12 protein-coding genes and 1 tRNA gene are annotated in these 14,309 nt (G+C 53.9%); all 13 read left to right on the top strand.

What is annotated here, in order from left to right; all coding sequences use genetic code 11:
* The first annotated feature begins 111 nt into the window (after window positions 1–111).
* The 13 genes from MDHKLMBL_RS03505 to MDHKLMBL_RS03445 all read left to right on the top strand — a co-directional run bounded on the left by MDHKLMBL_RS03505 (window position 112) and on the right by MDHKLMBL_RS03445 (window position 14,278).
* On the top strand, window positions 112–1,182 hold the full coding sequence (locus MDHKLMBL_RS03505) for a hypothetical protein (protein ID WP_104270114.1): 1,071 nt from the start codon (window positions 112–114) through the stop codon (window positions 1,180–1,182).
* 102 nt (window positions 1,183–1,284) lie between these two features.
* Window positions 1,285–2,373, top strand: a complete 1,089-nt coding sequence (locus tag MDHKLMBL_RS03500; RefSeq protein ID WP_104270113.1) for a hypothetical protein — start codon at window positions 1,285–1,287, stop codon at window positions 2,371–2,373.
* A gap of 146 nt (window positions 2,374–2,519) precedes the next feature.
* Entirely contained in the window at window positions 2,520–3,470 is a 951-nt protein-coding gene (locus MDHKLMBL_RS03495; RefSeq protein WP_092029751.1) for a DMT family transporter, read from the top strand.
* A 55-nt stretch (window positions 3,471–3,525) separates the two neighbouring features.
* A tRNA-Val gene (locus MDHKLMBL_RS03490) sits at window positions 3,526–3,602 on the top strand.
* A gap of 283 nt (window positions 3,603–3,885) precedes the next feature.
* Window positions 3,886–5,493 (top strand): sensor histidine kinase, encoded by a 1,608-nt coding sequence (locus tag MDHKLMBL_RS03485; protein WP_241956163.1) that lies wholly within the window; start codon window positions 3,886–3,888, stop codon window positions 5,491–5,493.
* On the top strand, window positions 5,493–6,881 hold the full coding sequence (locus MDHKLMBL_RS03480) for a sigma-54-dependent transcriptional regulator (RefSeq protein ID WP_104270111.1): 1,389 nt from the start codon (window positions 5,493–5,495) through the stop codon (window positions 6,879–6,881). Before MDHKLMBL_RS03485 ends, MDHKLMBL_RS03480 begins: the two co-directional genes overlap by 1 nt.
* Window positions 6,878–8,167, top strand: coding sequence for an ABC transporter substrate-binding protein (locus MDHKLMBL_RS03475; protein WP_104270110.1), 1,290 nt, complete (start codon window positions 6,878–6,880; stop codon window positions 8,165–8,167). Before MDHKLMBL_RS03480 ends, MDHKLMBL_RS03475 begins: the two co-directional genes overlap by 4 nt.
* 238 nt (window positions 8,168–8,405) lie before the next feature.
* Window positions 8,406–9,686, top strand: coding sequence for an ABC transporter substrate-binding protein (locus MDHKLMBL_RS03470; RefSeq protein WP_104270109.1), 1,281 nt, complete (start codon window positions 8,406–8,408; stop codon window positions 9,684–9,686).
* Window positions 9,687–9,821: 135 nt separating this feature from the next.
* Complete coding sequence (locus MDHKLMBL_RS03465) at window positions 9,822–10,718, top strand: branched-chain amino acid ABC transporter permease (RefSeq protein WP_014577369.1); 897 nt, start codon at window positions 9,822–9,824, stop codon at window positions 10,716–10,718.
* Entirely contained in the window at window positions 10,718–11,668 is a 951-nt protein-coding gene (locus tag MDHKLMBL_RS03460; RefSeq protein ID WP_104270108.1) for a branched-chain amino acid ABC transporter permease, read from the top strand. The genes MDHKLMBL_RS03465 and MDHKLMBL_RS03460 overlap by 1 nt, the downstream gene beginning before the upstream one ends.
* Window positions 11,665–12,468, top strand: coding sequence for an ABC transporter ATP-binding protein (locus MDHKLMBL_RS03455; protein WP_104270107.1), 804 nt, complete (start codon window positions 11,665–11,667; stop codon window positions 12,466–12,468). The genes MDHKLMBL_RS03460 and MDHKLMBL_RS03455 overlap by 4 nt, the downstream gene beginning before the upstream one ends.
* Window positions 12,455–13,111, top strand: a complete 657-nt coding sequence (locus MDHKLMBL_RS03450) for an ATP-binding cassette domain-containing protein (protein ID WP_104270106.1) — start codon at window positions 12,455–12,457, stop codon at window positions 13,109–13,111. Before MDHKLMBL_RS03455 ends, MDHKLMBL_RS03450 begins: the two co-directional genes overlap by 14 nt.
* A 9-nt stretch (window positions 13,112–13,120) precedes the next feature.
* Window positions 13,121–14,278, top strand: coding sequence for an iron-containing alcohol dehydrogenase (locus tag MDHKLMBL_RS03445; RefSeq protein ID WP_014577373.1), 1,158 nt, complete (start codon window positions 13,121–13,123; stop codon window positions 14,276–14,278).
* Window positions 14,279–14,309 lie beyond the last annotated feature (31 nt).

Raw genomic sequence — 14,309 nt, 5'->3', positions numbered from 1 at the left:
AACCGCCGCACAACACGGACACGTTCTGTTACACAAAGAGTCCGAATTTTTGGGGTGCGGCGGAAATCCCGTTATCTTTAGAGCTACAACAATAATCAAGGGAGCCGCCTCATGCCGGGCAAGGTCGCTCTTCTTCTTACACTGGTAACGGCTGGCGTGGTTGGCACTGGGTATCTGCTCTCCGCTGACAACCGCACAGATTTCAGCTGGTTTGCGAAGGTGGCCGACTCGGCCAAGACGGCGCCTGTCCAAAACGCAGGGCTGGCAAGGCAGTCTTCTACCGATCCCTCGGCTGAGCCGGAACCACCCTCGGATAATGCCCTCGGGTTCATGCTGGCCAGCGTTGCCGATCAATACGCTGAAACTACCCGATACCCTCCGTGGTCCATACCTCTCTACCCGGAACAGGCGAACGCCTACCGTGGCAATCACTACGAGCCGGTCAGTCTGCCCCTCGAAGGTGACGGGCAGTTCACCGTAACGCTGGAGAAATACCGGTTTACTGCAGGGGAACAAATTCTTGTTGCAGCGGCTATCCGGGGCTCTCAGGTGGTCGGTCGCTCGCTGTCTGCAACGCTGGAGAGGCCGGAAAGCCGGGATGCCATCGCTGGCACCACCTTGGAAGAGGCGGGTTCCCCGGGTTACTTCGAGGGCGTTCTGTCCGCCGACGAATCACCGGGTGAATATCGGCTAATCGTCGAGGCCCGGCTTGATGGCAAACCAGTCCGCCATGTCTCAACACTGGCCATTGAACCTTACCTGGGCGAATTCGAGGGGCTTGGCGATGCCCGTATCCAGGGTAACAATCTGATAATTCCCGTTCGTTTCTCGCCGGAAGATTCCGGCTACTACGCGCTTTCGGCCCAGCTGTTTGTTGGCCAACGCCCGGTTGCTCAATTGCAGATGGAGAAAAGGCTGGACAGCACCTCAAACACGATCAATCTGAAGGCACACGGCACGGTATTGGCCAATCAGACGGTGGACGGCCAGCTACAGCTGAAAAACCTGCAGATTCGGCAGCTTCCCGCCCGGCCAGGTGACCGGACTAATTACGCTTTCGGCCCCGACGAGGGCTACGCTTTCACACCGCCGGATCTCGGCAGTCTTACCGATACACCGGCGGTGAATCCCGAATCAGAACAGCGCGCGGCTCTGCTGCGGCAGCTTGCCGACAAGTTCTGATGGCAGGGCGCAGGCTCTGCACCGGCTAACGCCGGGCTGTACCGCTACAAGTGGCGGATAAACGTCTTGTGACAACAATAAAGCAGCAAAGACGGAGCAACTATGAAAACAACAAAGATCGGAAATGCCTGTAAGACCGCCCTGGCGGTCGCTATCACCGGCAGCTTGTTTGCCGGCACCGCCCAGGCCCAACTGGCCGGGCACAACGTGATCCTGGTTCACGGATTCCAGCAACAAGACCTGGCCAACCCTCCCGCCAATCTGCAGGAGGTGAAGAACGCCGGCGAGGACTATTGGCGTACTTTCTGGCTCTCCCGGGCCGAGGCCCGTATCGACTGGGGCAGTGACGGGCGCGTTGAAGGTGGTATTGCCCAGCAAGCCTATGAACAGATGCGTCAGATCAGTCAGCAAGGTCTGTGCAATGACTTTTGCATCATTGTCTCTCACTCTACCGGGGATCTCGTTACCCGGTATCTGCTGGAAAACCAGGCACGCTGGCTTCAATCCGAGGGCCTTCAGCCGTTGAAAATCCTGGCAACCCTGGATTACTCCGGCGCCGGCGGTGGCACTGAACTGGCCAACCTGGCACTCAGCCTTGCCTACAACGACAGCTGGTACAACTGGCCCCTCCGGGCCGCAGTAGAAGCCTTCACCGGCATTGAGCCGGAACCCGGCAAGCTGGGCGTGGTAAACGACCTGCAAACCAACGCAGCGCGTAACCTGGCGGTGAGCCCGAATGGAATCCCAAGGTTGCGTTTCGTGGCTGGTGGGTCGTCCTATGGCGGTATCACCAAGCCATTCATCGCCGGCACGGACGATGGCGTGGTACCCACCCATTCGGCCTGTGGTGCCACCTCCGCCGCCGGGATCGATTCCTGCTCTTCCAGCATCAGCCTGGCGGGCAAGGTAACGAGCCAGGATGGCCCGGCCGCTCTTTACTTCAACCACTATCCGGTACTGATGAACGAGGGAGTCACCCACAGCGGCGTGCTCGGCTCCGAGACGGGCAACATCTCCGTTCCGGTGGTCAACAACACCACTCTCGGCGGTTTGCAGGTGGATTTCGCCAGCCGCACCTACAACAAGCGCGCCTGGTGGCAATGGTGGGGTTCCGGTGACCGGTACATTGAAGTGCCCGGCTCAGATCAGACGGATATGTCGAATCTGGTTTACACAACCCTGAATAACTGACCTTAAACCTACGAATACTGTAAAGGGCTCAGGGAAGAGCCGCCTCTCACCTCGGTAGTTTTACCCATCTTTTCTTTTTAGTTCGCAAACTATACATTGGTTCGCTTTCGCCGTTCGATTCAACCACTGCCGCCAAGCGATATCCGATGTCTGACACTCACAAATCCGATCTTCTACTGGTTGTTGTCACCCTGTTTGCAGCCATCAGCTGGATGTTTTCCAAGGAAGCAGTACTGCTGATGCCGCCTCTCATGTTCATGGCGGCCAGGTTTTTGATCGCCGGGACTGTGCTCGCCTTTTTCGCCCGTCGGTCGCTGATGAAACTGAGCGTCGATCAGCTTCGCCGAAGTGTGGGTGTCGGGCTGGTGTTTGGCACGGCCATGACCTGCTGGGTGATGGGACTGGTTCATATAACGAGCCTGGGTGAAGGCGCCTTTTTGACCAGCCTGGGTGTCGTAATAGTGCCGATTATCGCACGCCTGGTGTTCAAGGAAGCCCAACCGCCGAGCACATGGTTGGCCATTCCCATTGCCGTTGCCGGGCTCGCGCTGCTCTCCCTTGAGAACGGATTTCGCCCCGAAGCGGGCCAGATTTTCTTTGTCATGGCAGCGACGATTTTCGCCCTGTATTTCAATCTCAATACCCGGGCAGCCAACCAGAGAACCGTGATAAACCGGCTCGGCAGAACGGTGGAAAAGCACCGCGTACCCGCCCTGCCCCTCACAGCCATTGCGCTGCTGACGGTCGGCCTGCTCACCCTGGTTGAATCCATGATTATGGAGCCCTGGCGGCCTACCCTGAATAATCTCTCACCAATGCTGGTCTGGTGGGTGGTGGCCAGTGCCGTGATTGGCACGGCCGGTCGTTTCCTTCTTCAGACGTTCGCCCAGAGCCTGTCTGCGAACAGCCATGGCGTGGTGATTCTGGTACTTGAGCCGGTGTGGGTTGCTCTGTTCGCGGCAGGATGGTTTGGCGAGTCTATGACCGGCATTCAACTGGCCGGCTGTGGCCTCATCTTTGCAGCCCTGATCGTCAACCGCTGGGCTGTGCTGAGCAAAGCCATCAAGGAAAAACTCCGCAAGCGGAAAACCGCATAAAAGTGGTTGACCAGCATCGGCTGAATCAGTATATTTCGTCCCCGTTGCAGGACACAGGACCATAGCTCAGTTGGTTAGAGCGCTACCTTGACATGGTAGAGGTCCCCAGTTCGAATCTGGGTGGTCCTACCAATCCTGTTGAAAAGAGTCACTTGGCTAACGCCCAGTGGCTTTTTTTATGCCCGTCCATTCAGAGACCTTCCCAGGCCGCTTATCGCAGAATCAAAACGAAGCACCGCCGCGGAATATTCCAAGACCGCGCAACTCCCGATATGATCTCTGCATGAAAAGCATAATAAAACATGATGCCTCTGCTCCACCTCGCTTGAGGGTCCTTCGTCGGAATGGGTTAGCGAGACGATATCTATTCAGCGCACTTTTAATTGCCCTGATCCCACTTGTTGTCCTGGCGTTCATGTACGACACACAGTATGTGAAAGCGCTGGAAAAGGTGACAGAAAGTCGGACGAATGCTCGACTTGCGGGCGCAGAGAACCTCTTAAGAACTTTCCTCCAGGAGCGAATCTATGAGCTTGAGGCTCTTGCCGACGTACCTGAGGTTTTCGATTGGTTGACCACTGCAAACGCCGAAGAGAAACCTAATGCCGAGGTCATGGCACAGCTGCGCCAGGCTCTCGATAGTCCCCATCTGTATGGGGTAGTGGTCAAGCCATCCCGATACGAGGCGCCCTTGTGGTATCTAACTCAAACGCTGCTGCAGCAAGTGGAGTTGGACGAACTGCCTTTAACTCCATTTGCCAACGGAGAAATAATCGGTCCGGCCCTACCAACTGATAGCAGGCCCGGTTGGTTTGTTCTCAGACTAAGCCCTACAGGGCTTAATCCCGCCCCTGAAGCCTGGGTTGGCTTGGTTGTGCGCCTTGCGAGCCTTACCGATCAGGTAAAAGATCTGAGCCTCACGGGCTTGCAGAGCCCTCTTATCGTAACGCCTCAAAACGTACCCATTACCGCCGTAGGAAATATACCCGGAAAACCTTCCTATTCCGCCAAGGACATTAACTCGAACGATTTTATCGAGGGCTGGCACATACGCCTTCAATGGCTCGGTGACCCTCTGCTGGGCCCTTTGGAGTCAGCCAGATTCGGGTTAATCCTTTTGGCTTCTGGAGCGGCCTTGGCCGTTATTTTGTTGTCACGTCACCTTTCAAAAAGGTTGGAAAAACAGGTCACTCCTTTGATTGAAGGAGCTGACAGAGTTGCTGGAGGCGATTTTGATACTCCGCTACACACGGAGGGTACAGCGGAAATAGGCTATCTGGCCTTTGCCCTCGAACGTATGCGCCTTCGTCTTCGGCGGCTGGTAAAGAGCATGGTTGACGTAGAACGCCGTGCCATACTCGGGCAATTCTCCGCGGGCGTTGCACACGAGATTAGAAACCCTCTCGCAACCATAAAGACTACAATTCAGGCCCTATCGCGGAAGGAGTCGGATCCCAAACGCCAAAAGTTAATGGAATCAGTTGACCATGAGATCGACCGAGTAAACGATGTTGTCCAACTGCTCTTGGATTACGCTCGCCCGAGAGAAGCCAAGGCAAGCAAGGTCAACATCATCGACGTTGTTGAAACAGTGAAAATTCTCGCCGATGCAGTGGCACATCGCCATGGGATTGAGTTGGTACAAGTCGAGCACGAATCTGTTTACGCATGGGCCGACTCTTCCCAGGTCCGACAGATCGTTATGAATCTGGTGATGAACGCCATTCAGGCAATGGAGGGTATTGGGGGCCGGGTTACAATTCGAACCAAACAGCAAGGCTTAGCAGTTTATGTTTCTGTCAGCGATAACGGCCCCGGCGTAAGCGCTGACCACCTGATCCACCTAACCGAGCCTTTCTTCACAACGAAAACCAATGGCACCGGTCTCGGCCTGGCCATTTGCAGACAGCTCGCGCAAGCTAATCAAGGTAACCTTCGTTTCCAAAGCGTTTCTGGCGAAGGCCTAAAAGTAACTTTGAAACTACCGCTCTATTTGAACAACGAAAACCAGGGATCCGTTTAATGCGAACGCCTACCGTCCTTATCATCGATGACGAGAAAAACCTTGTTAGTAGTCTGATGTTTTCGCTCGAAGAAGAAGGAATGACGGTTTTCGCCGCCTATGACGGAAAAAGCGGACTCACCGAGATTGAAAAACGGACACCAGACGTGGTCTTGCTCGATCTTAAATTGCCCGACCAATCTGGTTTTGAGGTTCTCGACCAGGTCCAGGCACTCCCGGCCCCGCCCATCACGATCATGATTTCGGCCCATGGCGATACTCGTGCTGCTGTCGAGGCAGTCAAAAAAGGCGCACAAGACTACATCACCAAACCGTTTGACCTGGACGAACTGATTCTTCTGATTCAGCGCAATCACAAGCATCGCCAACTTACAGAGGAAGTGGCCTATCGGAGAGAGCGGGAAGCGGACGTTCACGGCCTTGTTGGCCACTCCTCGGCCATGCGCAAGCTACTCGATCAAGTCGAGCGCATCGGTAAGAGCTCTGCGCGCACGGTACTTCTCCAGGGGCCATCAGGCAGCGGGAAAACCCTCATCGCGAAAGCTTTGCACGCCACAAAAGACAGAGCCGCACCGTTCGTATCTGTAAATTGCGCTTCGCTACCAGAAAACCTGCTAGAGGCCGAACTTTTTGGCGCAGAAAAAGGCGCATACACGGGCGCCGATAAGCGCCGAACTGGCTTGGTTGAGTTAGCAAACGGGGGGACTTTATTCCTGGATGAGATTGGTGAGCTGCCGTTACCTCTTCAGGCAAAGCTATTAACCTTCCTTGAAACCCACCGCTTCCGCGCGGTCGGCGGCCAGAAAGAAATAGAGGCTGATCTGCGTGTTATAGCGGCCAGTAACAGGGATCTACAGACCGAGGCTCAAACAGGAGCTTTTCGGGAGGACCTCTTCTACCGTCTAAACGTTATGCCACTTACCATTCCGTCTCTTGCCGAGCGTAGGGATGATATCCCCATGCTGGCTTCGAATTTCGCAACAGAACTTGCAGCGCAAGAAGGCTGCAGGCCGATCAACCTTTCTTCCGAAACCCTCACCACACTCTGCAATTACGATTGGCCGGGAAACATTAGGGAACTGCGCAATACCATCGAGAGACTGACCATCTTGCACGCTGGTGAGAGCATCAATGTCGATCAGCTTCCCCCCGAAATTACGAAGTCAGCTCCTCAAATAAAAACTTCGATTGCGGATAATGATGTTGAACGCAACGAAAAAAATGGATCATTGACCAGTGAAATTGCAAAACGGGAAGCTCAATGCATTTTGGACGCATTGGCTCAATCCAACGGCCGGAAGGGTGATGCCGCAAACTCCCTCGGAATATCCAGACACGCACTGAAAAGAAGGATGCAGAAGCTGGGGCTCACCGGAGATGAGCTGTGATCCCAATTTCCCACAACCGATTCATCGGTATCCTGTTTGGAATCTGTCTGGTGGTCCTCGTCACTTTTCCAATGCCTTCGAAGGCGCTGGAGTCTTTGGGTGCAAGCGAGGATACAGCGGATATTATCGTTGGATGCCTTTACCCCATGTCCGGACGAGCAGGTGTCTTGGGGCGAGATTCGGTAGTGGGCATACGACTCGCGCTTCAATACATTGAACAGCAGGGGTTGCCGACACTACCACGCCTCAGGGTTTTGCTTGGAGACACCAAATCCAAACGGTCAACCGCCGTTACGATTGCAAAACGATTCGTCGAGGAAGAGCAAGCCACATTTCTCTGTGGCGTTGTCAACTCATCGGTTGCTATTCAAGTCACCGAAATCGCAGCTTCCGCAGATGCGTTTTTCATCGGTACGGACCACGCCTCGTCCAGGCTCACCGATGAATTTTTCCACGATCGCTATTTCCGTGTGACGAACGACACGCGTCAATCGATGACTGCGGGAGCGCTCTTTATCAGAGATTACTTTGATGACCACTTGAAGAAAAAACCGCTTCGAATCTCGTACCTGGGTCCCGATTACGAATACGGTTATCAGGTGTGGGCCGATTTTCGCGAGGCTCTGAATAAATTGGGCGTGGATTACGAGATTGCCGGCACACTCTGGCCTCGGTTAAGTGAGCCAGACTACAGCCACTACATTAATGAGCTGATCAGACAAGAACCAGACTTGGTCGTGAATAGCCTGTGGGGAGGGGATTTCGTCGCTTTCGTCACCCAGGCTACTGACACCCGGCTGTTTGATGTTTCCCGCTTCGCGAACTTTGAAAAAGGTGGCGATTACGAGATTTTTGCTCACTTAGGCGATCGCATGCCTCTGGGATTGTTACTAGCATCGCGCCATCACAACAACTGGCCGGAAACTGATTTCAATCGGTGGTTTGTTCAGGAGTTCCACCGGCAAGCCGGTTACTACCCCTCCTCCGGGGCGCAAGGCGCGTTCACCGGCATACTCGCAATTGCCAAAGCAGCAAGCCAAGCAAGCGGGAATTACAAGGATCTAGAAGGCATCGAGCGAGCTTTTGAGCAGTTGAGTCTGACTACGCCTGAGGATCCGCCGGGTTTCCAATCCTCAATGGATCCAGTGACTCATCAAATCCGACAAGTAATGGCGATTGGAGAGACTGTAAAGGACCCTCGCTACCCTCCAGCGAAGGTAATGCTCGGTAATTGGCGAATCTATTACCCGTCTGATTTCGAGCAAGTTCACCCTGTCACAGAATGAGCGAAAACCGCTCATCTTTGCTCACCCGACATGAGCGGATTTCGCTCATCGACTTCAAGAAAACCTTACGCAAAAATATATATTTATAAAAAACAGCTAGTTAGGAATGTAGAATTTCTGGCATAGGGCGTGCATTTAGACACAGGCCGGCTTGAAAAGCCATCGGGCAGGACACCGGAAAAAAATAACACTGGTTGTCCAACCAAATGACACAAGAACAACAGTCTGGAGATCTGATATGAAACGTCCCCTGCTTACTGCAGCGACGGTTGCCTGTGCAATGACGACAGGTGCCATGAGCCTCAACGTCTACGCCAATGAAGAGTACAAACTGGGCCTTGTAACCTTTCTCTCAGGCGCAGCTTCCGGGCCTTTCGGAATTCCTGCAAAGAACGCTGCTGACCTGGTAATCGATGCTATAAATGACGGCACCCTGCCGGCCCCAATTGAAGGCAAGGGAATTGACGGTCGAATGATCACGCCTGTCTACGTTGACGAGGCTGGCGGTGCGACAAAACAAACCTCAGAATTTCGAAATCTTGTTGAGCGCGACGGCGTCGATGCGGTCGTAGGTTACATCTCTTCCGGCGACTGTCTTGCCATCCCGGCTGTCGCTGAAGAACTCAAGATGCTGACCGTTTTGTTCGACTGTGGCACGCCTCGGGTCTTCGAGGAAGCTGATTACGAGTATGTTTTCCGCACCCACTCTACCGCCAGCATGGACAACATCGCGGCGGCCCGCTATGTTCACGAAAACGTTCCCAACCTGGAATCTGTCGCAGGCATAAACCAGAACTACTCTTGGGGTCACGACAGCTGGCGCGATTTTACCGAGACTTTAAAGGTCCTTCGCGGCGGGGATATTGAAATCACTACGGAACAGTTCCCCAAATTGTTCGCGGGCCAGTACGGTGCCGAAATTTCTGCCCTGCAAGTGAACTCCGCAGACGTTATTCACACATCTTTCTGGGGTGGTGACACAGACGCATTCGTACTCCAGGCAGCCGCTCGTGGTCTGCTGGCGGACAACCAGGTAATCTTCACTGCTGGCGAGACTGCACTCAACAGTCTTGGCGAACACCTGCCCGACGGTGCCATCATCGGTGCCCGTGGTCCCTTCGGTCCATTCGCTCCGGAAAGTGAACTGAACACTTGGTTCCAGACCGAATTCACCGAGCGTTTCGGCACACCGCCGACTTTCCCTGCCTACCACATGGCTCATGCGCTAATTGGCCTAAAGCTGGCTCAAGATAAGGCTGGTGTTGGTGCGTCTACCGAGGAGGTAATCACCGCCTTTGAAGGTCTCGAATTTGACGGCCCGGGCGGCCGGGTTGAAATGAGTCGCGGTAAGGGCCATCAGGCTGCAACAGAGATGGTCTATGGTCGCCTCAAACGTGTGGACGGTGAAATCACCTTTACCGACATTACCCGCTACCCGGCAGATTGCGTCAACCCGCCGGAAGGCGCAGAGACTGTAGAGTGGATCAAAGCCGGCATGCCAGGTGCCGAGTGTAACTGAGCCCACTGACCCAGCAACATGCTCATCGGGATCATCCGGTCCCGGTGAGACTTTCCAACGATCTTTCACCCCTCCCCGACCGGAAGATGGCCCGGTCGGCAGGCAAGGTCTGTGCAAAGCATCGGGAGTCTTACAATGAAACAACTTCTTGCAATACTGGTGGATGGCTCGGTCTACGCCTCATGGCTCTTCATCATTTCCGCCGGTCTGACCCTAATTTACGGGGTCATGCGAATCCTCAATATGTCTCATGGTAGCTTTTACGCCCTTGGCGCGTACTCTGGTGCTGCCATGGTTGGCTGGTATTTTTCTACCGGCTCTGTTCCCTGGTTCAGCTTCGTCGCGCTAATCGCCGCCGCCCTTGTCGCCGGTATTTCCGTGGGGCTCCTGGTTGAGCGCGGCCTTCTGCGATTCATGTATGGCCGGGACGAGGTCGTCATGATTCTGGTCACTTACGGCGTCCTACTCATCATGGAAGATGCCATCAAGCTAATATGGGGTGTTGAGCCCTACTTTGCTTACCAACCCTACACCCTACTGGGTCGAACCAAGTTCGCTGGATTATCCTTCGCTAATTACGATTTCATGCTTATCGGCGTGAGCATACTGATCGGTCTCGCACTCTGGTATGGCCTGAACCGCACACGCAACGGAAAACTGCTTCGAGTAGTCATTCACGATCGTGAGATAGCCAGCGCACTCGGCATCAACGTTGCCCGAATCTTCACCATTACATTTCTGATTGGAGCCGGTATCGGATCACTCGCTGGAGCCCTGACTGCTCCAGGTCTGTCTGTTGTACCGGGGATGGGTATTGAGGTGATTGTTCTTGCATTCGCCGTGGTAGTTATTGGCGGTCTTGGCAGCATCACTGGCGCCCTTGTCGGCGCTCTGATCGTGGGTATGTCCCGAGCTGCAGCTGTCCACCTTTATCCCGATGTTGAGCTGTTCGTTATCTACGCGGTCATGGGACTTGTGCTGGCATTTCGTCCGCAAGGCCTGTTTGCCGTTGCCAACGCGAGGAAAATCTAATGAAAACGAGATCCCTAGCGCTCTTATTTGTTTTCGGGTTGGTAGTCATTGCTGGCGGCCTCCTGCTTCCGCAGTGGATGTCTTACCTATTTACCATCGCGATGGGCAAAGGCCTTGTGGTGCTCGGTCTAGTCCTTCTTATGCGGGCTGGCCTGGTTTCCTTTGGCCAGGGCCTGTACTACTGCGTAGGCGCCTACGTTGCCGGCATGCTGACCCAGTTCGTGGGAGTCACTGACATTCTGGTCATCATGCTTGCTTCCGTCGCCGTCAGCGTTGCCATAGCAGCCATCATTGGCCTGCTACTGTGTCGGTATCGAGAGATCTTCTTCGCAATGTTTTCGATGGCGTTCTCGATGATTCTTTATGGCTTGCTGGTGCGCAATCAGTTCCTTGGATCTACCGATGGTTTTAACGTTGCCAATCCGAGCTTATTGGGTTGGACTCCGGGTGCTGAAGCTTCATCAGACCTGGTTCTGATTGTCGCAGTATTCCTTGTAATCGTTCTCGGAGCTGTCGCATGGCGGTATCTGAAATCTCTATCAGGTTACGCAGGTGAGGCTGTTCGAGAAAATGAAATTCGGTTGGAGTATCTGGGCGGGTCTGTGTTCCGTGTGGTGTACGTAAAGTACATAATCGCGGCGGGCCTGGCGGCTATTGGTGGCACTATCACCGCTCTGGTAAGCGGTCACGTTGATCCAGAAATGGCGTATTGGACCACTTCTGGCGAGTTTGTATTTATAGCCCTAATGGGCGGGACTGCTCATGTTGCAGCCCCGATCGTTGCAGCCGTTCTATTCGAAGCTCTGCGCACTTATGCGTTCGCCGTTTCGCCCTACACCTGGCAAATGATTCTGGGTTTTGCACTGCTGGCAATCATTCTGTTCATGCCGTCCGGTCTGTGGTCCCTGGTTGAACGATTCCAAAACAAGAAAGCGAGGAAAACGTCATGAGCGCTTTGTTGAAAACGGTCAATCTGGAACGAACATTTGGTGCAGTCACTGCCGCCACTGACATCAATGTTGAACTGAATACAGGCGAGGTAGTTGGAGTTATCGGCTCCAACGGGGCTGGCAAAACCACCTTTATCAATATGGTAACGGGCTATATCCAGCCGTCCAGTGGCGACATTCTCGTGCGTGGTAAATCCATCATAGGGAAGTCTCCCAGGGACGTCTCGTTGGCGGGCGTTGGTCGCTCCTTTCAGGTGCCTCAACTATTCCAGGAACTGACGGTTTTGGAGAATATGCTGATTGCGTTCGGTTTCTCCGTCGACCGCAAATTGAGCTTTCTGAAGCCTCTCAGATCCAAGGAAAAAGTCGAAAAAGCCCATGCTGTACTCCGCGAATATGAAATCGAGCAGTACGCGGAGGAGGTTGTATCTACTCTGCCCCAGGGAGTTCGCAAGCTGTTGGACATTGCAATGGCAATGCTCGCTGAGCCCGGGCTGATGCTGCTGGATGAGCCAACCTCAGGAGTTGCCATCGAGGATAAATTCTTACTGATGGATACCGTCATGGCGGCTGTCCGGAAAAGTGATGCTGCAACAATGTTCGTCGAGCACGATATGGAAGTCGTTCTGCGTTACGCCGACCGAGTTCTCGCGTTTTACGATGGCCGGGTCCTCGCGGATGGTCCGACCCAAACCGTTTTGTCTGACGCCAAAGTCCAGGAATTGGTGGTTGGGCATCACCTCGATCTTAGCGAAAACGAGGCCAGCACCAGCAAGGAGTCTGCCCATGTTAGAACTTAAAAATGTCACTACGGAGATTGCAGGTACCACTATTCTCCGTGACGTCAGCTTTTCCGTCAGCAAGGGTTCCATGGTCGGGCTGATTGGGCGCAACGGCGCCGGAAAGACGACCTCACTCCGATCAATTATGGGCCTCATCAAGCCGAAAGCGGGCCAGGTACTGATCAATGGCGAGGACATGACCAATCAGGGTTCTTATGAGCGCGCAGGTATGTCCATTGGCTATATGCCAGAGGATCGTCGTCTCGTACCTGATCTGACGGTCGAAGAAAACATCATGGCACCAGCATGGGCCTGCCAACTCGGTAACGCAGAAGCCAGACTTGCCTGGATCTACGAAATGATGCCCGAGGTAGAGTCTTTCTCTGATCGCCGTGCACTGCAGTTATCTGGCGGTCAGCAAAAGCTCGTTGCTCTGGCCCGAGCAATGATGACTGGAACCAACTTGCTGCTACTGGACGAACCATTCGAGGGAGTGGCACCCGCACTTTCCAGACGACTCGCCAGTGTTTTGAGCACACTTAAAGATGAAGGCCTGACAGTCTTGCTGTCTGAATCAGACCAATCTCATTCCGCAGATCTAGTCGACAAAGCCTTTCAGATCGAACGTGGCAGCGTCGAACCGATTGCGTCGCTGACCTAGGAGGTACAAATGACTGCATTTACGTTTAACACAACCAAAAGCGTTATTTGCGAACCCGGCGTAACCCATCGTCTTGGGCAAATCGTGAAAGAGCACATGGGTAAAAAGGTACTGCTCGTTACAGATCCCGGGCTCGTCAAGGCTGGATTGCTTGACGTGGCTACAAATTCCCTCAACGAGGCAGGCGTTAAGTACGAGTTATTCGATGGCGTCGTTGCCGATCCGCCTGTGTCAGTCGTAGAAGCCGCGTTAGCCGACGCACGAGAAGCCGGAGTGGATGGTGTTATCGGATTTGGTGGCGGTTCATCCATGGATGTTGCCAAGTTGATTGCACTTCTTATTGGCGGAGAGGAAAAGTTAGACGACGTTTACGGTGTTGGACAAGCCAAAGGCAAACGTTTACCTCTGATCCAGATTCCAACGACAGCAGGAACGGGCTCAGAGGTCACACCGATATCGATCATTACTGTTGGTGAAACCGAGAAAAAAGGCGTTGTTGCGCCTCAGCTGCTTCCCGACATCGCCTTGCTCGATGCCGAGTTGACTCTCGGGCTGCCAGCTCACGTGACCGCGGCTACCGGCATTGATGCCATGGTTCATGCTATTGAAAGCTATACGTCAGCTTCCGCAAATAACAATCCGGTTTCAAAGGCCCTGGCTCGCGAAGCGCTGCGATTGCTCGGCGCTAATATTGAGACAGCCGTAAAGGATGGCAGTAATGTCAAAGCTCGCTCTGACATGCTGCTCGGAGCCATGCTAGCAGGTCAGGCTTTTGCTAACTCACCCGTAGCGGCAGTGCATGCTCTTGCCTACCCAATCGGCGGAATTTTCCATGTACCCCATGGTCTTTCCAACGCATTGGTGCTGCCTCATGTCATGCGGTTTAACACGGAGATCTGCGGTGAAGCCTATTCAATTCTGGCTACCGATGTTTTCCCAGACCTGGCAGGCACACCTGCCGCTAAGAGGGCCAATCAATTCATCGACCGTCTTGAAGCCCTGAGTGCTGATCTGGGGCTTGAACAAACCCTGCGTGAAGTCGGAATTGGTGAGGCCGATCTGGCCACCCTGGCTTCGGATTCCATGAAGCAAACTCGACTGCTTGTAAACAACCCCCGGGAAGTGTCTGAAACTGACGCTCTGGCAATCTACAAGGCCGCTTTCTAATTTGGCCATGCTCTTATTTGATTGAGGTTAC

It is taken from the genome of Marinobacter flavimaris (assembly GCF_002933295.1).
In the GTDB taxonomy this organism is placed as follows: domain Bacteria; phylum Pseudomonadota; class Gammaproteobacteria; order Pseudomonadales; family Oleiphilaceae; genus Marinobacter; species Marinobacter flavimaris.
This window is presented reverse-complemented; position numbering and strand designations above follow the sequence as displayed.

Excerpts from the sequence above, each read along its gene's own strand:
- MDHKLMBL_RS03455 (WP_104270107.1), top strand. The coding sequence starts at position 11,665 with ATGAGCGCTTTGTTGAAAACGGTCAATCTGGAACGAACATTTGGTGCA.
- MDHKLMBL_RS03445 (WP_014577373.1), top strand. The coding sequence starts at position 13,121 with ATGACTGCATTTACGTTTAACACAACCAAAAGCGTTATTTGCGAACCC.
- MDHKLMBL_RS03465 (WP_014577369.1), top strand. The coding sequence starts at position 9,822 with ATGAAACAACTTCTTGCAATACTGGTGGATGGCTCGGTCTACGCCTCA.
- MDHKLMBL_RS03495 (WP_092029751.1), top strand. The coding sequence starts at position 2,520 with ATGTCTGACACTCACAAATCCGATCTTCTACTGGTTGTTGTCACCCTG.
- MDHKLMBL_RS03485 (WP_241956163.1), top strand. The coding sequence starts at position 3,886 with ATGTACGACACACAGTATGTGAAAGCGCTGGAAAAGGTGACAGAAAGT.
- MDHKLMBL_RS03470 (WP_104270109.1), top strand. The coding sequence starts at position 8,406 with ATGAAACGTCCCCTGCTTACTGCAGCGACGGTTGCCTGTGCAATGACG.
- MDHKLMBL_RS03500 (WP_104270113.1), top strand. The coding sequence starts at position 1,285 with ATGAAAACAACAAAGATCGGAAATGCCTGTAAGACCGCCCTGGCGGTC.
- MDHKLMBL_RS03480 (WP_104270111.1), top strand. The coding sequence starts at position 5,493 with ATGCGAACGCCTACCGTCCTTATCATCGATGACGAGAAAAACCTTGTT.
- MDHKLMBL_RS03460 (WP_104270108.1), top strand. The coding sequence starts at position 10,718 with ATGAAAACGAGATCCCTAGCGCTCTTATTTGTTTTCGGGTTGGTAGTC.
- MDHKLMBL_RS03505 (WP_104270114.1), top strand. The coding sequence starts at position 112 with ATGCCGGGCAAGGTCGCTCTTCTTCTTACACTGGTAACGGCTGGCGTG.
- MDHKLMBL_RS03450 (WP_104270106.1), top strand. The coding sequence starts at position 12,455 with ATGTTAGAACTTAAAAATGTCACTACGGAGATTGCAGGTACCACTATT.